Below are 20,243 nucleotides of genomic sequence, written 5' to 3' on the forward strand. Positions count from 1 at the left end.
CCCTCACGCCCCGGCCTCCTTGGCGCTCACCGCGGTGCGCACCTGAGCGCCGGCCAGTTCCTCAGGCAGGTGGAACCGGGCCAGAATCGCGGCCGTCCCGGCCGGCACCCGTCCCGGCGTGGCCAGTGACACGAGCATCATCGTCACGAATCCGAGCGGCACCGACCACAGCGCGGGCCAGGCCAGGAGTGCGTGCAGGGAACCTGTGCCCGGATAACCCGCCATGGTCGCGCCGACCGCGACCAGCGCGGAGCCGCCGCCGATGAGCATCCCGGTGGCCGCGCCCGGCGGGGTCAGCCGCCGCCACCAGATGCCGAGCACCAGCAAGGGGCAGAAGGAGGAGGCGGAGACGGCGAACGCGAGCCCCACCGCATCGGCCACCGGCAGCCCGCCCACCAGCACGCTCGCCCCGAGCGGCACGGCCATGGCGATCACGGTGCCGAGCCGGAAGTGCCGTACCCCACGCGTGGGCAGCACGTCCTGCGTGAGCACGCCCGCCACCGCCATGGTGAGTCCGGACGCGGTCGACAGGAACGCCGCGAAGGCGCCGCCCGCCACCAGTGCGCCCAGGAGGTCCGCGCCGACGCCGCCGATCATCCGGTCCGGCAGCAGCAGCACCGCGGCGTCCGCGTCCCCGGTGAGGGTGAGCTCGGGGGCGTACAGCCGGCCCAACGCCCCGTAGACGGGCGGGAGAAGATAGAAGGTGCCGATCAGACCGAGCACGGCGACCGTGGTGCGGCGAGCGGCGACGCCGTGCGGGCTGGTGTAGAAGCGGACGACCACGTGCGGCAATCCCATCGTGCCGAGGAAGGTGGCGAGGATCAGTCCGTACGTGGCGTACAGCGGGCGTTCCTCGCGCCCGGCCGCCAGCGAGGTCGACATGCCGCCGTTGCTGCCGCGGTCGGCCACCGGGACCGGGTCGCCCTTGGAGAAGGTGAGCCGGGCGCCGCGCTCGATGTGGTGGACGCCCGCGGGGAGTTCGACGCGCTCGCCTTCGTACCCCCGTCCGTCGACGCCGCCCGTGGCCGTGACGCCCAGGGGCCTGGAGAGCTTCAGGTCGAGGGTGACGTCGACGCGTACGAACCGCTGTTCGCGGAAGGTCGCCGGTTCGTCGAAGGCGTCGCGGGGTCCGCCGTGGGCCTGCCAGGCGAGGACCAGGAAGAGCGCGGGGACAAGCAGGGCGGTGAGCTTGAGCCAGTACTGGAACGCCTGCACGAAGGTGATGCTGCGCATGCCGCCCGCGGCGACGGTGGCGACCACGACGACGGCGACGAGCACTCCGCCGAACCAGTCGGGCGCGTCGGTCAGCACGGCCAAGGTCAGGCCCGCGCCCTGCAGTTGGGGCAGCAGATACAGCCAGCCGACGCCGACGACGAAGGCACCGGCCAGCCGCCGCACCGCCCCCGAGCCGAGCCGTGCCTCGGCGAAGTCCGGCAGGGTGTACGCGCCCGAGCGGCGCAGCGGGGCCGCGACGAACAGCAGCAGCACCAGGTAGCCCGCCGTGTAGCCGACGGGGTACCAGAGCATGTCCGGGCCCTGGACCAGCACGAGGCCGGCGATGCCCAGGAAGGAGGCGGCCGAGAGATACTCGCCGCTGATCGCGGCCGCGTTGAGCCGGGGGCCCACGGTGCGCGAGGCGACGTAGAAGTCGGAGGTGGTCCGGGAGATGCGCAGGCCGAAGGCGCCGACCAGGACGGTCGCGACGACGACGAGGGCGACCGCGGGGACGGCGTAACTCTGGTTCACGGCTCAGCGGTCCTCGACCAGGCGCACGAAGTCCTTCTCGTTGCGCTCCGCCCGGCGTACGTACCAGCGGGCGAGCAGCACCAGCGGCGGGTACACGCAGAATCCGAGTACGGCCCACTCCAGACTCGCGCCGTCCGGCATCGCGGCGAAGACGAGGGGAAGCGGACCGACGAGCAGCACCAGGACGGCGAACACCACGAGAGCGACCCGGAGTTGACTGCGCATCAGAGAACGGACATAGGTGTGGCCGAGTGTGGTCTGTTCGTCGATCTCGGTCCTGGGACGGTAGTAGCCGGACGTCCGGCGGGTGCGCCGGGGCACGCCGGTGACGACCACGCGGCGCTCGGTCGGGTCCTGCGGCACGCTGCCCTCCTCAGCTCGTGGTCCGGCGCAGCAGCAGGTCGCGCAGTTCGCGCGCGTGCCGACGGCTGACCTGGAGTTCGACGGAGTCGACGAGGACGCTCACGGTACCCGCGTCCAGCCGGAGCTCGCCGATGTGGCGCAGCGCGACGAGGTGGCGCCGGTGGATGCGGACGAAGCCGCGGGAGCGCCAGCGCTCTTCGAGGGTGGACAGCGGGATGCGCACGAGATGACTGCCCTGGGCGGTGTGCAGGCGGGCGTAGTCGCCGTGCGCCTCGACGTGGGTGATGTCCTCGACGGCCACGAAGCGCGTCACACCGCCGAGTTCGACGGATATGTGGTCGGGGTCGGGCTCGTGCACGGGAATCAGCGGTGCGGTGTCCCTGAGTTGGACGGCTCGTCGAACGGCCTCGGCGAGCCGCTCCCGGCGGACGGGCTTGAGGACGTAGTCGACGGCCTTGAGATCGAAGGCCTGCACGGCGAAGCCCTCGTGGGCGGTGACGAACACGAGGAGCGGCGGTTGGGCGAAGCCTGTGAGCAGCCGGGCGAGGTCGAGCCCGTCCAGCCCCGGCATGTGGATGTCGAGGAAGACGACGTCGATCGCCTCGGGTCCGCCGGGTCCGGATTCCAGCGCCCGGTTGATCCGGCGCAGCGCCTCGGTCGCATCGCTCGCCCCCTCGGCGTTGCTGACGCGTGGATCGGCGTTCAGCAGATAGAGGAGTTCCTCGAGGGACGGTTGTTCGTCGTCGACGGCGAGCGCGCGCAGCATGAGAGTGGAGTGTATGAGCGATTCGTACGACTGGACATGCGCGGGGCGTGGACGTTGCCGCTGGATGCGGCATGGATGTTGCGCCGGAGGGGGCCCGGGCGGCGTGCTGGATACAGTGCCGCCATGAACAGCAAGCCCCCGATGTTCGACGACCTCGACCGCAAGATCATCACGGCCCTGATGGCCAATGCCAGGACGAGCTTCGCGGAGATCGGCGCGGCGATCGGCCTGTCCGCCACCGCAGTCAAGCGCCGCGTCGACCGGCTGCGTGAGACCGGCGTGATCACCGGGTTCACGGCCACGGTGAAGCCGGCGGCACTGGGCTGGCGCACGGAGGCGTACGTGGAGGTCTACTGCGAGGGCGCGGCCCCGCCCCGGCGGCTCGCGGAGGTCGTGCGCAATCATCCGGAGATCACCGCGGCGATGACGGTGACCGGGGGCGCGGACGCGCTGCTGCATGTGCGCGCCACGGACGTGGAGCACTTCGAGGAGGTGCTGGAGCGCATCCGTGCCGAACCCTTCATCCGGAAGACGATCAGCTACATGGTGCTGTCCCACCTGCTGCCGGAGGCCCCGGAGGCGGGTGCGACCCACGCCGCACCGGATGACGCAGCAACCGTGCGCTGAACCCCTGGTTTGCGCAGCAAAACTGCGCACACGCGCAGCTCTCGTCGCTTGTCGCCCGTATCCCCCGTTTCCTACCGTGGAGGCACCCCCAGCCGACACCGCAGGAAGCGGAGGAACCTCTCTGTGCCCGACAGCCGTGTGCCGCACCCCCGGCGCTTCCTCGTCTGCGAACCCAGACACTTCGCCGTGCAGTACGCCATCAATCCCTGGATGCATCCCGACACCCCGGTCGACGTCGATCTGGCCCGCGGCCAGTGGCAGGCGCTGATCCGCGCCTATCGCGACCACGGTCATACCGTCGACTCCGTCGAGCCCGTCGCCGACCTCCCCGACATGGTGTTCGCGGCGAACTCCGCGCTCGTCCTCGCCGGCCGTGTCTTCGGCTCGCTCTTCCACGCGCCGCAGCGCCGCCCCGAGTCCACCGCGTACGAGACCTGGTTCAAGGCGGCCGGTTTCGACGTCTACCGCCCCGAGTCGGTGTGCGAGGGCGAGGGCGACCTCGTCCCGACGGGCCGGTACGTCCTGGCCGGCACCGGATTCCGGACGAGGCCCGAGGCCCATCGCGAGGTCCAGGAGTTCTTCGGCGTCCCGGTGATCAGCCTCCAGCTGGTGGACCCGCGGTTCTACCACCTGGACACGGCCCTCTTCGTCCTGGACGACGGGCACGAGGCAAACATTGCGTACTACCCGCAGGCGTTCTCGCCGGGCAGTCGCGAGGTGCTCGCGCGGCTGTTCCCCGACGCGGTGATCGCCACCCGCGAGGACGCCATGGCCTTCGGTCTCAACTCCGTCTCCGACGGCCGCCACGTCTTCATCTCGCCGCGCGCCGAGGCCCTCGCCGACCAGCTCGTACGCCACGGCTACGTCCCCGTCCCCGTCGACCTGTCCGAGTTCCACAAGGCCGGCGGCGGCATCAAGTGCTGCACTCAGGAGATCCGTTCATGACGGCACCCACCCGCGTCCCTGCCCGTACCCGCACCTCCACCGACCTCATCCGTGCCGAGGAGCCCGTCCTTGCGCACAACTACCACCCGCTGCCCGTCGTCGTCGCCCGCGCCGAGGGCACCTGGGTCGAGGACGTCGAGGGCCGCCGCTATCTGGACATGCTGGCGGGCTACTCCGCGCTCAACTTCGGCCACCGCAACCCGGTGCTGATCGAGGCGGCACACCAGCAGCTCGACCGGCTGACACTCACCTCACGCGCCTTCCACAACGACCAGCTGGCCCATTTCGCCGAGTCGCTCGCCGAGTTGACGGGCCAGGACATGGTCCTGCCCATGAACACGGGCGCGGAGGCCGTGGAGAGCGCCATCAAGGTGGCCCGCAAGTGGGCGTACGAGGTGAAGGGCGTCGCACCGGACCAGGCGACGATCCTCGTGGCCGCCGACAACTTCCACGGCCGTACGACGACCATCGTCAGCTTCTCCACGGACGAGACGGCCCGCACGGGCTTCGGCCCCTTCACGCCCGGTTTCCGTGTCGTCCCGTACAACAACCTCGCCGCGCTCGAAGCGGCGGTCGACGAGACGACCGCAGCCGTGCTGATCGAGCCCATCCAGGGCGAGGCGGGCGTCGTCATCCCCGACGACGGCTACCTCACCGGCGTACGCGAACTGACCCGGCGCACGGGCTGTCTGTTCATCGCGGACGAGATCCAGTCGGGCCTCGGCCGCACGGGCAGCACCCTCGCCGTCGATCACGAGGACGTCGTTCCGGATCTGCTGCTGCTCGGCAAGGCGCTCGGCGGCGGCATCGTGCCGGTCTCCGCGGTGGTCGGCCGCCGGGACGTGCTCGGCGTGCTGCGTCCTGGCGAGCACGGCTCGACGTTCGGCGGCAATCCGCTCGCCGCGGCGGTCGGTTCGGCCGTCGTCGGGCTCCTTGAGACCGGTGAATTCCAACGCCGGGCGACCGAGTTGGGCGTGGTCCTGCGTGGTGGTCTCGCCGCGCTCGTGGGCAAGGGTGTCGAGGGCTTCCGCTCGCGCGGGCTGTGGGCGGGCGTCGACATCGACCCGGCCATCGGCACGGGGCGCGAGATCAGCGAGGGCCTGATGCGCGAAGGGATCCTGGTCAAGGACACCCACGGTTCGACGATCCGGCTGGCACCACCGCTGACCATCACCGGCCAGGAACTCCGTTCGGCGCTCGGGGCGTTGGAGAAGGTCCTGGCTCAGGGCGTCTGAAACCGGCGGCGATCGGGCAAGGGCGTCACCACCACGGGTGCGGGGCGATCCTGGCGGCCGAGGTTCCGAGGCCGGCGGGGCCGTGGAGGAGGCGCTCCGCGGGTCCTCGCGTGCGGAGGCCGGTGCGGCGGTACCACTCGTTGTCGCCGGCCATCCAGTCCTGGAGCGTTCCGACGTACCCGAGGACGCTCTCGGACACGTCCGACCCCAGTTCCGCGAGGAGCTGGGGCAGTTCGGTCGTGGTGGTCTCCTCGAATTCGCGGATCCGGGCGGTGAACAGGTCGTAGGCGATGTCCACGGCCTGCTGTGCTCGCGCGCGGAATCCGGATGAGGATTCAGACGCGCGGACCATGGCCGGTAGAACTCGGGGCGCCGAAAAGGCTGCGCCATGTCCGCCCCGCCCGTTTCTCCGGCTTGTTCGCGATCGGGTGCGATCGTTCCACAACAGGGAGCGCGGAAGCACCGAATTCCCCGCTCGGCCGTCCCATCGTGTGAGCGAAGGTGTCAGAGCCGTACGGCCACCAGGGCGATGTCGTCGCGGGCACCGCCGGTGACGCCGAGGCGGGCCAGCAGGAAGTCGGCGAGGCGTTCGGGACCGAGTCGGGCGGAACGGGCCAGGGCGTCGGTGAGACGGTCGAGGCCGGCGTCGATGTCTTCGCCGCGGCGTTCGATGAGCCCGTCGCTGTACAGGACGAGGGTGTCGCCCGAGGTGTAGGGGACGGCTGACTGGGGGCGGGGGACGTGTTCGGGGCGGACGCCCAGCGGTGGGTCGGTGGCCCGGTCGAGCAGCCGGCAGGTGCCGTCGGAGTGCAGCAGTACCGGCGGCGGGTGGCCGGCGCTGCTGTAGGCGATCTGCCGGCTGTCGGCGTCGATCACCGCGGCGACCGCGGTGGTGGCCATCGCACCCTCGACCGACCGGGCGTACAGGCCGAGCACCTCCAAGGCCTTCGCGGGCCCCTCCACGGTGCGGGTGGAGGCACTCAGTGCACTGCGGAGCATGCCCATGACAGTGGCGGCCTCCAGACCGTGACCGACGACGTCGCCGACCGCGACGGCGAAGCGGTCGCCGGGCAGGTCGACGACGTCGTACCAGTCGCCGCACACGTTCAGGGAACCGACCGCGGGGAGATACCGCACCGCGATGTCGGGGTGCCGGGCCAGGTCCGGGGAGTGCAGCATGGCTTCCTGCAGGGTGACGGCGACCTGACGTTCACGGGCGTGGGCCTGGCGCAGTTCCTCGTTGAGATGCTGCAGTTCCCGGGAACGTGCGTACAGCTCGGCCTCCATCCCCTCCTCGCGCTTGCTCACGCCCGCGTTCGGGCCAAGCAGCCGACGGTAGGCCTGACGGGCGCGCACGAACGCGGTGACGTCCTCCACCCGGTGGATGATCCAGGCAACCTTTCCGTCGATCCCCAGGACGGGGGTGTTGATCGGGGACCACCACCGCTCCTCGAACTGACCCGGCCGCTCCACGATGGGAATGTCGTATTTCTGCAGCGCCATGGTGTCCCGCTCGCCGGACGACAGGACCCGGCGCAGGGAGGCGTCCAGGTTGCGCACCCCGTCGGCATGCGGATCTGCGGGGTTGTCGGGGAAGGCGTCGAAGATGTACTGCCCCAACAGATCGTCACGGCTGCGGGCGGTCGCCTGCAGGTAGGCCATGTTCACGTCGACGATCACCAGGTCGGGCCCCAGAACGAGGTAGGGGCTCGGCGTGGCCGCGAACAGCGCCGCGTAGTCGATCTCTGGTGATGTCACGTGCTTCCTGCCAGTCCTGGTGACCCGCCACTTCCAATCTACGAAGCATCCGCCGTCCACGCCCGGCGAAGACCTGCGGCTTCGCGGAGCCAGCAGGAGTACCCCGGGGGACACAAGACCCACACGCTTGCCAACGGACAGTAATGATTGCGCCACACTACGCCATCAGGTTGATGTGTACCGGCCAGTAGCAGCAGGCTGGACCAGCGTTCGTCCCGGCCTGCGCAAGAACACGCCCATCGCACCCTGACCTGCCATCAGGAAAGCGGTGATGGGTCAGCATGAGTCCGTTCGGACACGGTTCCGGCCGACCGCGCCTGCACATACACTGGCACCCCGCGACATGCCGGTTGACCTGCTGGAACGCGGCGGTTGAGCCGATCCGCCAGAGTGAGGAGCGACCCCATGTTCTACTACGTCCTCAAATACGTCCTTCTCGGGCCGCTGCTGAGGCTTGTCTTCCGGCCCCGGATCGAGGGCCTTGAGCACATCCCGCCGTCGGGTCCCGCCATCGTCGCCGGCAACCACCTCTCCTTCTCGGACCACTTCCTGATGCCCGCGATCCTCAAGCGGCGCATCACCTTCCTCGCGAAGGCCGAGTACTTCACCGGCCCCGGCATCAAGGGCCGGCTGACGGCCGCCTTCTTCCGCAGCGCCGGGCAGATCCCGGTGGACCGTTCCGGCAAGGAGGCAGGCCAGGCCGCCATCCGCGAAGGACTCGGCGTCCTGCGCAAGAACGAACTGCTGGGCATCTACCCGGAGGGCACCCGCTCGCACGACGGCCGCCTGTACAAGGGCAAGGTCGGCGTCGCGGTGATGGCCCTCAAGGCCCAAGTCCCGGTGATTCCCTGCGCGATGATCGGTACCTTCGAGGCCCAGCCCCCGGGCAAGGTCATCCCGAACATCCACCCCGTCGTGATCCGCTTCGGCAAGCCCCTCGACTTCTCCCGCTACGCCGGGATGGAGGACGAGAAGGCCGTGCTGCGTGCCATCACCGACGAGATCATGTACGCCATCCTCACCCTGTCCGAGCAGGAGTACGTCGACCGGTACGCGGCCGTCGTCAAGGCCGAGGAGGCCACCGAGAGCGCGGCGAAGGCCCGCTCGTTCCCGCGGATGCCGCTCAGCTGACCCGGCGGGAGCCGGGTGACTCTGCCGAGGGCTGAACCTCTGGGGGACCATGCCCTCCCGGCCGTACGGTCCCCTCATGAGACGAGCTGTGGTGATCGGGGCGACGGGACAGATCGGGCGTGCGGCCGTGGGCACGCTCGTGCGGGACGGCTGGGACGTGACGGCCGCGTCACGTGGTGGGGGCCGGGACGACACCTGGCCCGAGCAGGTACGGAGCGCGCGGCTCGACCGCGAGGACGACGCGGCACTGGACGCGGTGATCGGCGAGGGCTGCGACGTGGTCGTGGACGTCGTCGCCTACGGAGCGGGGCACGCACGGCAGTTGGCGGGCCTCGCCGGACGCGTCGGCTCGGCCGTAGTGATCTCCAGCGTGTCGGTGTACGAGGACGACAAGGGGCGCGGCTTCGACACGCAGTCACAGCCGGACGGCTTCCCTGAGTATCCGGTGCCGATCCCGGAAAGTCAGCGCACCGTGCGGCCCGGTGACGACACGTACAGCACCCGGAAGGTCGCCCTGGAGCGCGAACTTCTCGCCCTGGGCGAGCAGTTGCCCGCGACCCTGCTGCGCGCGGGTGCCGTCCACGGCCCGTACTGCCGAACGCCGCGCGAGCTGTATTTCGTCAAGCGCAACATCGAGGGTCGTCGCCGGCGGATCCTCCCCTTCGGCGGCACGAGCCGTTTTCATCCGGCGAGCGTCCACAACCTCGCTGAGCTGGTCCGCCTGGCGGCCGCGCGGCCGGGATCACGTGTCCTGAACGCCTGTGACCCCGAGGCGCCCACGGTGGCGGAGATCGGCGCGGCGGTCGACGCGGTGATGGGCGTCGAGAACGAGGACGTCCTCGTGGACGGGCTCCCGCCCGCCCCCACGGTGGGCGACACGCCCTGGTCGGTTCCGCATCCCGTGATCTGCGACATGACCTCGGCCGAACGGGAGTTGGGCTACCGCCCGGTGGTCCGGTACGCCGAGACCCTCCCGGAGACGGTCGCCTGGATCGAAGGCCGGCTCGCCGGGCGGGACTGGCGCGAGGCGTATCCGGACATGTTCCGGGCGTACGGGGATCTCTTCGATTATGCCGCGGAGGACGACTGGTTGACGAAATGAGGGAAGGGCGGCCGGAACTCCGGCCGCCCTTCGGTCACTTGATGCCGGGCTACGGCGTCGGCGTGGCGTGCGGGGTGCACGTCACGTCGCTGCTGTCCGTCTTGCCGGTCAGCAGGTAGGCGTCCACCCGGGAATTGATGCACGGGTTGACCAGGCCGGTCACGCCGTGCGAGCCCGCGTCCTTCTCGGTGATCAGGCGGGAGCCCTTGAAGCGCTTGTGCAGTTCGACGGCACCGGGGTACGGAGTGGCGGCGTCACGCGTGGACTGCACGATCAGGACGGCCGGCAGCCCCTTGCCGGTCTTCACGTCCACCGGCGTCTGCTGCTTGACCGGCCAGGTGGCGCACGGCAGGTTCATCCACGCGTTGGCCCACGTCATGAACGGGTAGTCCTCGTGGAGCCGCGTGTTGTCCCGGTCCCACTTCTTCCAGCTGGTGGGCCACTTGGCGTCGGTGCATTCGACGGCCGTGTAGACGGCGTTGCCGTTCTCCGAGGCGATGTTGCCCGCGGTGTCCGACAGGTCCGGGGAGGCGGCGTCGACGAGCGCCTGGGTGTCACCGGCCACGTACTTGCTGAACACCGTCGCGACCGGCACCCACGAGGAGTCGTAGTACGGGGCGCTCTGGAAGAAGGAGATGAGCTCGGCGGGGCCGACGACGCCACCCAGCGGACTCTGCTTCGCGGTGGCGCGCAGCTTCAGCCACTGGTCCTGCACCTTGGCGCGGGTGTCGCCGAGGTGGAAGGCGGCGTCGTTCTTGGCGACCCAGTCCTCCCAGTCCTTCCAGCGGCCCTCGAAGGCGATGTCCTGCTCCAGGTTGGCCTGGTACCAGATGTTCTCGCGCGACGGGTTGACGACGCTGTCGACGACCATGCGGCGGACGTGTCCCGGGAAGAGCGTGCCGTAGACGGCGCCGAGGTACGTACCGTACGAGACGCCCAGGTAGTTGAGCTTCTTCTCGCCGAGTGCGGCCCGGATGACGTCCAGGTCGCGCGCGGTGTTCGGCGTGGTCATCTGAGGCAGCATGGCGCCGCTGCGCTCGGCACAGCCGTCCGCGTACTCGGCGGCCAGCTTGCGCTGGGCGAACTTGTCGGCCTGCGTGTCCGGGACCGGGTCGGCCTTGGGCGCCTTCACGAACTCCTGCGGGTCGATGCAGGAGATGGGCGCCGAGTGGCCGACACCGCGCGGGTCGAAGCCCACGAAGTCGTACGCCTTGGCGGTGTTGGCCCAGATGGCGCTCTTGGTGGTCACGCGGCGCGGGAAGCGCATGCCCGAGCCACCGGGACCACCCGGGTTGTAGACGAGGGCGCCCTGGCGCTCCTCCTTGGTGCCCGTGTTCCCGATACGGTCCACGGCCAGCTTGATCTGCTTGCCGTTCGGGTGGGCGTAGTCGAGCGGCACACTGACCCAGCCGCACTGGATCGGCTTCTCGAAGCCCCAGTCGGCGGGGCAGTCCTGCCAGTCGATCCCGGCCTTGGCGGCCCGTTCCGCGGCGATGGCCGCTCCGCGCTGCTCCCGGCTCTGACCGTGGCGTGAGTCGGCGGTGGCCGACGGGGCCGCCACGGCTCCGGCTATCAGGGTCGCCGTGACGAGCGCTCCGGCCGAACCGAGGGCTGTCACGCGTCTCGACGGTCTCATGGACCTCAAGTGGGGCCTCCCCGTACATCGTTGCGATTGGTACGGGGATCCTTTCGGCTGTGAGGTCCCTGAGAACAGATGAGACCGGCCTTCTTTACTAATCCGATAGCCGGTGTCCACTGTTCCGTTGAGCGGAGACGCTGTCCTTCAGCCGAGCACCCGCAGTGCGTCGTCCAATACACGCCGCAGCCGCAGCCCGTCGGGCGCGAGCGCGGTCACCAGCACGGCCGGTCCGGCGAGCGGTGTGAGCGCGGCGCACTCCCCCAGCAGTCGTGCCTGCGGCAGCTCCTTCTCGAACTCCGGTCGTACGACGACGAGTTGCCCCAGAGCCCGCAGTCCCCCGAGGACGGCGGGACCGTCCCACCCACCGGGCGCACCGGGCCCGCATGCCAACTCCTGGTCCAGCAACAGTCGTCCGGCGAGCCGCACGGCAAGACGGCTGGTGAGCCGCCCGGGTTCCTCGCCGACCCGCCCGAGCACCTGCTCCTCCCGGAAGACGAGCCGAGCACCCGCGTCGAGTTCGATGCGCGAGGAGACGTACAGATCACTACCGCCTGCCGAGATCAACTGCTCGGGCAGCCAGCACAGTTCGCCCCCGTCGGTGACGTGGAGCCGCACGTCGTAGCGCGCCTCCCCCTTGTTCTGCCCCGGCAGCGCGATGGTGGCGGCGGCCGACCCGACCTGCAGCCGCGCCCTCTCTCCCACCTCCGCCTCGACGGTGAAGTGATCACCGCCGAGCGGACCGCTCATCGCGCCGACGAGCAGAACCCGTGCCTCGGAGCCGTCGGCCCGGGTACGGCGCAGGGCGAGCGGCCCGTCCCCCTCCAGCACGGGCAGTGAGGTCCCGCCCCGTCCGTCGTCCCGTGCCGAAATCCGCGCGGTGGCCCGCACTCCCGCCGTCGTCATACCGTCCACGCGGCGAACCGCTCCCGCACCCAGCCGGCGACGTCCGTAACCCCGGCCTCGGTCCGCAGCGACTGGAAGACGACCGGCAGCTCGGCCCGCTGCGCCTTGGCGTCGGCCGCCATACGCCCCAGATCGGACCCGACGTACGGCGCGAGGTCGGTCTTGTTGACGACGAGCAGATCGGCAGTCGTGACACCGGGCCCGCCCTTGCGCGGAATGTCGTCCCCGCCCGCCACGTCGATGACGAAGATCTGCGCGTCGACCAGCCCCTTCGAGAAGGTCGCCGTGAGGTTGTCACCCCCGGACTCCACCAGGATCAGATCCAGCGGCCCCACCTCGTCCTCCAGATCCTCGACCGCTTCGAGGTTGGCGGAGATGTCGTCCCGGATGGCGGTGTGCGGGCAGGCCCCCGTCTCGACGGCGGTAATCCGCTCGGGCGGCAGCACGGCCTCCCGCAGCAGGAACTCGGCGTCTTCCCGCGTGTAGATGTCGTTGGTGACGACCGCGAGGGACAACTCGTCACGCAACGCCTTGCAGAGCGCGGCGACGGTGGCCGTCTTCCCGGAGCCCACGGGCCCGCCGAGACCGATGCGAAGAGCACGACGCGAGCCGTCGGCACGATGGGCGTCGGCACTGACGGCGGAGACACCGCCGTGGGTGTGATGGTGGTCGAGGTGCATGATTACGGCTCCAGTTCTTGGTCGGGGCTGAGGTCCGTCAGCTCCGGCCGGCACAACCGGCCCGTCCGGCGTTCGAGGACGAGGCCGTCAAGGCCGATTCGGGGTCCGGGGGCGGAGCCCCAGGGACGATGGGGGTCTCCCCTGCTCGAGCGAAGCCAAGAGCTTGGGAAGGGCAGGGGCGGAGGGGGCGGAGAACTCCTACGACGCGAACAGACGTACAGACCACGCCGCGTGCGCCTCCGCGCTGATCTCCAGCAGCGGAGCCGAAGCGGCAGGCAGCGCATCGACCCCGTCGTCGACCACTCTGCGGGCGGCGTCGGCCGCGGCACGGGCCACCAGGTCCAACTCCGGCGCAAGACGGGCCAGAACCGCGGTGGCATCGAACGGGTCCAGACTCAGCAACCGCACCGTCGCCGTCGCCGGCCCACTGACCGCCTCGTACGCGGAGCAGTACGCCGCGTCCTGCGCCCCGAGCCCCGCGGCCCGCGCAGCCACCCCCAGCACCACCGGCTGATGCGCCCCCTTGGGGAACTCCCGAGCCATCGCGTCGAGTTCCGCCGAAGGCCACGCCGCCCGAGCCGCCCTCATCAACTGCCGCCCGAGCCTGCGCGCGGCGCCACGCAGCGCGGGCGACGGCGTGCGGGCGTCCGCGGCCGCGTCCAACGCCACCGGATCGACGCCGAGCGCGCCCGCCGCGGCGAGCGAGGCCGACACGAGCCCGGTCGTGTGCAATCGCCCCCGGCAGAACTCCTCCAGACTCGTCGCCCCGGTGATCCGCCCGGCCTTGACCGCCGCCTCCGCCCCACCGGAGTGGGCATGCCCCCCGGCGGGAAAGCGGCCGTCGGCCAGGACGAGCAGTGCTGCGCGGGACATCAGAAGAGGAAGTAACGCTGGGCCATGGGCAGTTCGGCGGCCGGAGTCGCCTCGACGAGCTCCCCGTCGATGTGCACGGCGAAGCTGTCGGGATCGATCCGCACATCCGGCCGCGCGTCGTTCTCGCGCATGTCGGCCTTGGTCACCCCACGCGTCGACTCGATCGCGACGAACCGCTTCCCGAGCGAGAGCCGTTCCGGCAGCCCGTCCTCGATGGCGAGCGGCGCCACGAAGTTGAACGAGTTCGAGGCCGGGGCCCGCCCGATGGCCCCGTACATCGGGCGGGGCAGAATCGGCTGCGGCGTCGGAATCGAGGCGTTGGCGTCGCCCATCTGCGCGTACGCGATCTGTCCGCCCTTGATGACGAGATGCGGCTTGACCCCGAAGAACGCGGGCTCCCACAGCACGAGGTCGGCGAGCTTGCCGGTCTCGACGGAACCGACCTCGCGGGCCAGCCCCTGAGCTAGCGCCGGGTTGATCGTGTACTTGGCGACATAGCGACGTACGCGATGGTTGTCCGCGCGCCCGTCGCCGGGAAGAGCCCCTCGCCGCCGCTTCATCACATGTGCCGTCTGCCAGGTCCGCATGATGACCTCGCCGACGCGGCCCATGGCCTGGGCGTCGGACGAGATGATCGAGATGGCGCCGAGGTCGTGCAGGATGTCCTCGGCCCCGATCGTGGAGGGCCGGATCCGGGACTCCGCGAAGGCCAGGTCCTCCGGGACGGCCGGGTTCAGGTGGTGACACACCATCAGCATGTCGAGGTGTTCCTCGGCGGTGTTGACGGTGTAGGGCCGGGTCGGGTTGGTGGAGCTGGGCAGCACGTGCGGCTCGGAGACCACGGTCATGATGTCCGGGGCGTGGCCGCCGCCCGCACCCTCGGTGTGGTACGCGTGGATGCCGCGGCCGCCGATCGCGGCGAGCGTGTCACCCACGAAGCCGGCCTCGTTGAGGGTGTCCGTGTGGATGGCGACCTGAATGCCCGTACGGTCGGCGACGGTCAGCGCGGCGTCGATCGCCGCGGGCGTGGAACCCCAGTCCTCGTGGATCTTCAGGCCGAGCGCGCCGCCACGGATCTGCGAGAACATCGCGTCGTGCGAGACGGTGTTGCCCTTGCCGAGCAGGCCGAAGTTGAGGGGGTATGCCTCCATCGCCTCCAGCATCCGGGCCAGGTGCCAAGGGCCGGGCGTGACGGTGGTCGCCTTGGAGCCCTCGGCGGGACCCGTGCCGCCGCCGACCAGCGTCGTGATCCCGGCGGCGAGCGCCTCGTCCGCAATCTGGGGACAGATCAGATGCACGTGCGCGTCGATGGCGCCCGCGGTCAGGATCCGCCCGTTGCCCGCGATGATCTCCGTCTCCGGACCGATCACCAGATCGGGGTGCACACCGTCCATGGTGTCCGGGTTGCCCGCCTTGCCGATGCCGGTGATCCGGCCGTCGCGGATGCCGACGTCGGCCTTGACGATTCCCCAGTGGTCGATGATCACAACGCCCGTGATGACCGTGTCCGGGGTGCCCTCCGCACGGGTGGCGCGCGCCTGGCCCATGGATTCGCGGATGACCTTGCCACCGCCGAACACCGCCTCATCACCGGCGAGTCCTGGGCCGCCGGAACGGTCCTCCTCGATCTCCACCAGCAGATCGGTGTCGGCGAGCCGGATGCGGTCGCCGGTCGTGGGGCCGAACAGATCGGCGTAGGCGGCACGCGAGATCTCAGGCATCGAGGGCACCTCCAGTCTCACCGCGCAGTCCGGGCACCACACGGGCACCGGCGAGCGGAACGAGTTCGACATCGACGGGGATGCCCGGCTCGAAGCGCACGGCGGTGCCGGCGGCGACGTTGAGCCGCTTGCCGCGTGCGGCGGCGCGGTCGAAGTCCAGACCGGGGTTGGCCTCGGCGAAGTGGTAGTGGGAGCCGACCTGGACGGGCCGGTCGGCGGCGTTGAGGACGGTCAGCCGGGTGACCTCGCGGCCTTCGTTGAAGACGACGGGTCCGTCGGCGAACAGGATCTCCCCAGGAATCATGGTTCTCGCTCCCCCGTCAGACGATCGGGTCGTGGATGGTGACGAGCTTGGTGCCGTCGGGGAAGGTCGCCTCCACCTGGACGTCGTGGATCATCTCGGGGATGCCCGCCATGACGTCGTCCCGGGTGAGGATCTTGCGTCCGGAGGACATCAGTTCGGCGACGGTACGGCCGTCACGCGCGCCTTCGAGGATGTGCGACGTGATGAGGGCGACAGCCTCGGGGTGGTTCAGTTTCAGTCCGCGGGCCCGCCGCTTCTCGGCCACGTCGGCTGCCACATGAATGAGCAGCCTCTCCTGCTCGTGCGGGGTCAGTTGCACGGCGTCCCACCTCACATCCTCGCTCCGGACCGTGCGGGGCCCGGTGGCCGCAGCCACCAAAAACCCCTGGTGGCATGGATGCGCACGGTAGTTGGCCGGAGTTTCGAGGACGTTAACCGGCCTGTGATCCCTTCACGGCCGCACCCTGGACTCCCCCCCATGCTCATCAGGGCCCGCAGACCGTCCCGCAGGACCTCCGGCGAGGCGGCGACGAAGACGGCCACCTGCGCCGCGAACCCCTGCGCGAGCGCGATCATCGTGCGCGCCATGGCGGCGGCGTCCTCGGACACCAGCCCCGCGGCCCTGCAGCTCTCGACGAGGTTCGCCCAGGCGCCGCGCACCTTGACGTACCCCGCGGCCATCAGGGCCGACACTTCGTCGTTGCGCAGGGTCTCGGTCCACACCTGGATCATCAGCCGCGGGATCCACGCCACGTCGCTGCAGGAGTCCGAAGCGAGGAACGATCACGCCCGCCCATTCCGCCACGCCCACGGGCACCGCCGCGCTGCCGCAGGGCCGCCGGATCGTCGCCGTGATCGCGCTCGCCCCGGCCCTGGTGGCGCTCGCGCTCTGGGCCTTCGCCTGGCCCGCCACCCGCACGGCACCCCGCGATCTCCGCTCGGTGTGGCGGGCCCCGCGACCGTCACCGCAGAAGCAACTGTCCCGACACCAGGGCGCCTTCGAGATCCACCACTACGCCGACGAGGCCGCCGCGCGGGACGCCATCGAGGACCGGACCGTATACGGCGCGGTCGTCGCCACCGCACAGGGACCCAAGCTGCTGACCGCCTCCGCCGCGAGCCCGCTCGTCGCCCAGCTGCTCCAGCAGGCGGTGACCCGGCATGCCCCCAAGGGCACCAAGGTGACGACCACCGATGTCGTGCCCGCCTCCGCGAAGGGTCCACGCGGCGCGGCCCTCGGCGCGAGCGTGCTCCCGCCCACCCTGGTCGGCATCGCCGCCGGAGCCGTCGTGACCCTGCTCGGACTACGCGGCACACGCACCGTCGCCGCGCTGGAAGGCACCGCGGCCCTGGTCGGCGTGGTCGCGGCCGTCCTCGCGCACAGCCGGCCGGGGGTCTTCACCGGCAACTGGTGGGGGGAGGCCGCCGCGGCTGTCGACCCTGGCCGTGGGCGTGGCGGTGCCGGGCTCGCGGCACTGATCGGGCCTTCCGGCAACGGGCTCGGCGCGTTCGTGGTCATGCTGCTCGGCAACCCGGCCTCCGGCGCGTCCTCGGCTCCACGGATGCTGCCCGAGCCGGTCGGGACGATCGGCCATTGGCTGCCGCCGGGCGCGGGCGCGTCACTGCTGCGCTCGGTGTCGTTCTTCGACGGCGCCGCCGCGACCGGACCGGCGCTGACCTGGACCTCGTGGGCCGTGCTCGGCCTCGGCGCGGTCCTGCTGGGCAACGCGCTCAAACGAGGCCGGAGGACCACGAAGGCGGTCGCCAGGCTGGAGCCCGCCCTGGCGAGCTGACCGCCTGGCGGGACGACCGCCCACGGAACGGACCGTGTGCCCCCGCTGTAGCGGACGGGGGCGCACGGTCTCTTTGTTTCCGCCGTTCCTGGTCCCTGTGTTTGTGAGCCTCTACGTCGGTGGTGAACCGCCTTGTGTCTACGAGGCGTTGGGCCCCCGGTGCTCCGCGGCGATGCCGAACCGCTGTCGCTCGCGCGGCGCGGACGCGACCTCGCGGACGCTGGAGAGGGAGCTGATCACCTGCTCGTCCGCGGGGTCCTGGAGTTCTTCGAGGCGCTCCAGGTCGGCGGCGGAGACCAGGGCGACGAGGGGCTTCCCGTGCCGCGTCACGACGACGCGCTCACCGCCGTACACCACGCGGTTGATCAGATCGGCGAGCTCAGCCCTGGCTTGCGTCACCGGAATCTCGTAGGCCATGTCGTCCAGCTTAGACCGGTCCCCGACACCCCCCACAGAGCGGACGATTTCGTGCCGATCCGCCGCATCTCACCCTGCGGGGCATTTCGCTGTCAGCGAGGGAACCCTCCACAGCGAGCGTACGTCCTGTACATTTTTTACGGATGTCGATCCGAGGAGGCACGCGCCATGGACAGTCCGTCCGCCCGCTACGTCCTGCCCGAGTTCACCGAACGGACCAGCACGGGGCACCGGACCCTGGATCCGTATTCGAAGCTGCTCGACGAGCGGATCGTGTTCCTCGGGACGCCGATCGACGACACGTCGGCCAACGATGTGATGGCGCAGTTCATGCACCTCGAGTACCTGGACCCGGACCGGGACATCTCGCTGTACATCAACTCCCCCGGCGGCTCGTTCAGCGCGATGACAGCGGTCTACGACACGATGCAGTTCGTCACCTGCGACGTGGAGACGGTCTGCCTGGGGCAGGCGGCGTCGGCCGCCGCCGTGCTGCTGGCCGGCGGTACACCGGGCAAGCGGTTCGCGCTGCCGGGTGCCCGCGTGCTCATCCACCAGCCGTCGATCCCCGAACCGATCCAGGGTCAGGCGAGCGATCTCGCCATCCAGGCCGAGGAGTTGGTGCGCACCCGCAAGCTGCTGGAGGACATGCTCGTACGGCACACGGGGCAAAGCCCGGAGCAGGTCGCTGCGGACATCGAGCGGGACAAGATCCTGGACGCGCCGGCGGCGGTGGCGTACGGACTGGTCGACCGGATCATCCCGAGCCGCAAGGCCTCGCGCACCGCGCCCGGCGCCAGGTGATCGCCCGATGATCCCCGATCTGCCCCCGCTGCCCGCACTGACGCGTGCCGAGGCCGAGTTGATCGACCGCTACCTCGACGTGGTCGATCTGGTCGGCCGCATCAATCCCGCCCGCCCCGGGGACACCTATCGCGGACTGAGGGCCGCTCAGGCGCTGGTCGGCAAGGCGACGGCGCTGCGTGACGCCCTCGCCCTGATGCATCAGCGGGGCGAGAGCGAGGTGCACGCCCCGACCCTGGCACAGGCCCTGCGCGTCCTGGACGGCGAGCGGCGAGCGGCCCGGGTCACCCTGCCCCCCGGCTCGGACAGTTGACGCAGGGACACCCGGGCCGCGGCACGCGTCGCGGCAGCGAAGCATCCGGCTCGGGCTTCAAACGGACCAAATGGCGTACCCCCTGATGGAGTAGACGCTGGTCCTTTCAATAGCGCGTAAAAGTTGCGCAACGCGCGTAACAGTGAGGCGGAATGAAGCCCTCCATTGCAGGTGCGGGCATGGTCGAGTTCCTCAACACCCCCTCGAACGGAGGGGTGTCCACCCGAACGGGTGAGTGGTGAGTAACCCCACAAATCGCCGATTCCGCTCGGATATTCCAACACTCATGCGTGAAGATCCCTTCCGACGACAAGCCCCCGCCACAGCGGCGGGGCGGTCCGGGCGGACGCCGAGTCCTGCCGCTGCCCGGATGACCGGTCGACAGGAGTGGATCGGCAGGAGTGGAGGACCCAGCACGACGGTCCGCCGGAGAGATCCGGGCGGCCCTTGGGGTGAAGCCGCGTAAGCGGCCGGGCTACTTCGCCAGCCCGAATCCGACAGGTCATCCTTCACAGGCGGCTGACGAAGGGTTGCGCATGACTGCGCTCAATCGTGCCCCGTCGCTGTGGACCAGGGCCGGTACGGCCTCGGCCCTCACCCTCGCCGCCGTGGGCGGCACCCTCGTGGTCCCGGGCGTCGCATCCGACGCCGAGGCGGCCACTTTTGCGACGAAGGCACTTCAGGTTGCGGCTTCCAAGAAGGGCTCCCCGTACCAGTGGGGCGCCACGGGGCCGCGCCGCTTCGACTGCTCCGGGCTCACCCTCTACTCGTACAAGAAGGCGGGCAAGAAACTGCCTCGTACGGCCGCGGCGCAGTACAACAAGACGCATCACATCTCCGCCTCGCACCGCAAGGCCGGAGACCTCGTGTTCTTCCACTCGGGCCGGTACGTGTACCACGTCGGCATCTACGCCGGGAAGGGAAAGATCTGGCACTCCCCCAAGACCGGGGAGGTCGTGAAGCTCCAGAAGATCTGGACGAAGAGCGTCTGGTACGGCCGGGTCAGCTGACCCGGCCGAGGGGGGGGCGGGGGCCGTAGCCCGGACCCCCCCCGGGGGTGGTAGGCGGGGGTAACCGGGTCAACGGGCCCCAGGCCGGGCCACCGGGGCCCCCGGGCCCGCCC

Annotated in this window: 22 protein-coding genes, 1 pseudogene and 1 riboswitch; of the genes and pseudogenes, 9 read left to right on the top strand and 14 right to left on the bottom strand. The window is 70.4% G+C overall.

The annotated features are described in order from the left end of the window. Positions 1-3: 3 nt before the first annotated feature. From ACIBK0_RS28015 to ACIBK0_RS28025, 3 genes are read right to left on the bottom strand one after another with little or no spacing between them, the layout of a single operon-like run. A complete protein-coding gene (locus tag ACIBK0_RS28015; protein WP_399085678.1) occupies positions 4-1,746 on the bottom strand; it encodes a cation acetate symporter in 1,743 nt (580 codons plus the stop codon). Positions 1,747-1,749: 3 nt separating this feature from the next. Beyond that, on the bottom strand, positions 1,750-2,109 hold the full coding sequence (locus tag ACIBK0_RS28020) for a hypothetical protein (protein ID WP_327426994.1): 360 nt from the start codon (positions 2,107-2,109) through the stop codon (positions 1,750-1,752). 10 nt (positions 2,110-2,119) lie between these two features. Continuing rightward, positions 2,120-2,875: a LytR/AlgR family response regulator transcription factor gene (locus ACIBK0_RS28025; protein ID WP_399085682.1), complete on the bottom strand. Its 756-nt coding sequence runs from the start codon at positions 2,873-2,875 to the stop codon at positions 2,120-2,122. A gap of 123 nt (positions 2,876-2,998) precedes the next feature. Here ACIBK0_RS28025 and ACIBK0_RS28030 point away from each other — a divergent pair, with 123 nt between their 5' ends. The 3 genes from ACIBK0_RS28030 to rocD all read left to right on the top strand — a co-directional run bounded on the left by ACIBK0_RS28030 (position 2,999) and on the right by rocD (position 5,682). Next, complete coding sequence (locus tag ACIBK0_RS28030; RefSeq protein ID WP_399085685.1) at positions 2,999-3,502, top strand: Lrp/AsnC family transcriptional regulator; 504 nt, start codon at positions 2,999-3,001, stop codon at positions 3,500-3,502. 123 nt (positions 3,503-3,625) lie between these two features. Beyond that, on the top strand, positions 3,626-4,447 hold the full coding sequence (gene ddaH / locus ACIBK0_RS28035; protein WP_399085688.1) for a dimethylargininase: 822 nt from the start codon (positions 3,626-3,628) through the stop codon (positions 4,445-4,447). Beyond that, the gene (gene rocD, locus ACIBK0_RS28040; RefSeq protein ID WP_399085691.1) at positions 4,444-5,682 is read left to right on the top strand and encodes an ornithine--oxo-acid transaminase; all 1,239 of its coding nucleotides are present in this window, start codon (positions 4,444-4,446) and stop codon (positions 5,680-5,682) included. The genes ddaH and rocD overlap by 4 nt, the downstream gene beginning before the upstream one ends. Before the next feature lie 25 nt (positions 5,683-5,707). Here the strand turns inward: rocD and ACIBK0_RS28045 are convergent, their stop codons facing one another. Next, positions 5,708-6,034 carry a hypothetical protein gene (locus ACIBK0_RS28045; RefSeq protein ID WP_399085694.1) on the bottom strand — a complete coding sequence of 109 codons (327 nt, stop codon included), beginning with the start codon at positions 6,032-6,034 and terminating at the stop codon, positions 5,708-5,710. A gap of 152 nt (positions 6,035-6,186) precedes the next feature. Continuing rightward, positions 6,187-7,440 (bottom strand): PP2C family protein-serine/threonine phosphatase, encoded by a 1,254-nt coding sequence (locus ACIBK0_RS28050; RefSeq protein ID WP_399085697.1) that lies wholly within the window; start codon positions 7,438-7,440, stop codon positions 6,187-6,189. Between the two features lie 405 nt (positions 7,441-7,845). On the opposite strand from ACIBK0_RS28050, the gene ACIBK0_RS28055 reads away from it, so the two are divergent. Further along, positions 7,846-8,571, top strand: a complete 726-nt coding sequence (locus ACIBK0_RS28055; RefSeq protein WP_399085700.1) for a lysophospholipid acyltransferase family protein — start codon at positions 7,846-7,848, stop codon at positions 8,569-8,571. An 88-nt stretch (positions 8,572-8,659) separates the two neighbouring features. Then, entirely contained in the window at positions 8,660-9,673 is a 1,014-nt protein-coding gene (locus ACIBK0_RS28060) for an NAD-dependent epimerase/dehydratase family protein (RefSeq protein ID WP_399085760.1), read from the top strand. Between the two features lie 49 nt (positions 9,674-9,722). Here ACIBK0_RS28060 and ACIBK0_RS28065 read toward each other — a convergent pair whose 3' ends face one another. The 8 genes from ACIBK0_RS28065 to ACIBK0_RS28100 form a co-directional block, all read right to left on the bottom strand. Beyond that, positions 9,723-11,309, bottom strand: coding sequence for an alpha/beta hydrolase (locus ACIBK0_RS28065; RefSeq protein WP_399085705.1), 1,587 nt, complete (start codon positions 11,307-11,309; stop codon positions 9,723-9,725). Between the two features lie 147 nt (positions 11,310-11,456). Further along, positions 11,457-12,215: an urease accessory protein UreD gene (locus ACIBK0_RS28070; protein ID WP_399085764.1), complete on the bottom strand. Its 759-nt coding sequence runs from the start codon at positions 12,213-12,215 to the stop codon at positions 11,457-11,459. Continuing rightward, entirely contained in the window at positions 12,212-12,895 is a 684-nt protein-coding gene (gene ureG, locus ACIBK0_RS28075) for an urease accessory protein UreG (RefSeq protein ID WP_399085708.1), read from the bottom strand. The genes ACIBK0_RS28070 and ureG overlap by 4 nt, the downstream gene beginning before the upstream one ends. Before the next feature lie 198 nt (positions 12,896-13,093). Continuing rightward, the gene (locus tag ACIBK0_RS28080; RefSeq protein ID WP_399085711.1) at positions 13,094-13,768 is read right to left on the bottom strand and encodes an urease accessory protein UreF; all 675 of its coding nucleotides are present in this window, start codon (positions 13,766-13,768) and stop codon (positions 13,094-13,096) included. Further along, the gene (locus tag ACIBK0_RS28085) at positions 13,768-15,489 is read right to left on the bottom strand and encodes an urease subunit alpha (protein ID WP_399085714.1); all 1,722 of its coding nucleotides are present in this window, start codon (positions 15,487-15,489) and stop codon (positions 13,768-13,770) included. Before ACIBK0_RS28085 ends, ACIBK0_RS28080 begins: the two co-directional genes overlap by 1 nt. After that, positions 15,482-15,793, bottom strand: coding sequence for an urease subunit beta (locus ACIBK0_RS28090; RefSeq protein WP_399085717.1), 312 nt, complete (start codon positions 15,791-15,793; stop codon positions 15,482-15,484). The genes ACIBK0_RS28085 and ACIBK0_RS28090 overlap by 8 nt, the downstream gene beginning before the upstream one ends. A 16-nt stretch (positions 15,794-15,809) precedes the next feature. After that, entirely contained in the window at positions 15,810-16,112 is a 303-nt protein-coding gene (locus tag ACIBK0_RS28095) for an urease subunit gamma (RefSeq protein ID WP_399085720.1), read from the bottom strand. A gap of 11 nt (positions 16,113-16,123) precedes the next feature. Beyond that, positions 16,124-16,546 carry a hypothetical protein gene (locus tag ACIBK0_RS28100; protein WP_399085723.1) on the bottom strand — a complete coding sequence of 141 codons (423 nt, stop codon included), beginning with the start codon at positions 16,544-16,546 and terminating at the stop codon, positions 16,124-16,126. Positions 16,547-16,617: 71 nt separating this feature from the next. On the opposite strand from ACIBK0_RS28100, the pseudogene ACIBK0_RS28105 reads away from it, so the two are divergent. Beyond that, positions 16,618-17,586: pseudogene (locus tag ACIBK0_RS28105) on the top strand (ABC transporter permease). A gap of 138 nt (positions 17,587-17,724) precedes the next feature. Here the strand turns inward: ACIBK0_RS28105 and ACIBK0_RS28110 are convergent. Beyond that, positions 17,725-18,003 carry a type II toxin-antitoxin system Phd/YefM family antitoxin gene (locus ACIBK0_RS28110; RefSeq protein WP_189184395.1) on the bottom strand — a complete coding sequence of 93 codons (279 nt, stop codon included), beginning with the start codon at positions 18,001-18,003 and terminating at the stop codon, positions 17,725-17,727. A gap of 168 nt (positions 18,004-18,171) precedes the next feature. Between ACIBK0_RS28110 and ACIBK0_RS28115 the strand changes: the two genes are divergently transcribed. The 3 genes from ACIBK0_RS28115 to ACIBK0_RS28125 all read left to right on the top strand — a co-directional run bounded on the left by ACIBK0_RS28115 (position 18,172) and on the right by ACIBK0_RS28125 (position 20,130). Then, complete coding sequence (locus ACIBK0_RS28115) at positions 18,172-18,807, top strand: ATP-dependent Clp protease proteolytic subunit (RefSeq protein WP_399085727.1); 636 nt, start codon at positions 18,172-18,174, stop codon at positions 18,805-18,807. 7 nt (positions 18,808-18,814) lie between these two features. Continuing rightward, positions 18,815-19,120, top strand: coding sequence for a hypothetical protein (locus ACIBK0_RS28120; RefSeq protein WP_399085730.1), 306 nt, complete (start codon positions 18,815-18,817; stop codon positions 19,118-19,120). A gap of 337 nt (positions 19,121-19,457) precedes the next feature. Further along, positions 19,458-19,653: riboswitch (cyclic di-AMP (ydaO/yuaA leader) on the top strand. 3 nt (positions 19,654-19,656) lie between these two features. Next, positions 19,657-20,130 (top strand): C40 family peptidase, encoded by a 474-nt coding sequence (locus ACIBK0_RS28125; RefSeq protein ID WP_399085733.1) that lies wholly within the window; start codon positions 19,657-19,659, stop codon positions 20,128-20,130. The last annotated feature ends 113 nt before the right edge of the window (positions 20,131-20,243 follow it).

Origin of the sequence: Streptomyces sp. NPDC050564 (genome assembly GCF_044457265.1) — a bacterium.
Taxonomy (GTDB): Bacteria; Actinomycetota; Actinomycetes; order Streptomycetales; family Streptomycetaceae; genus Streptomyces.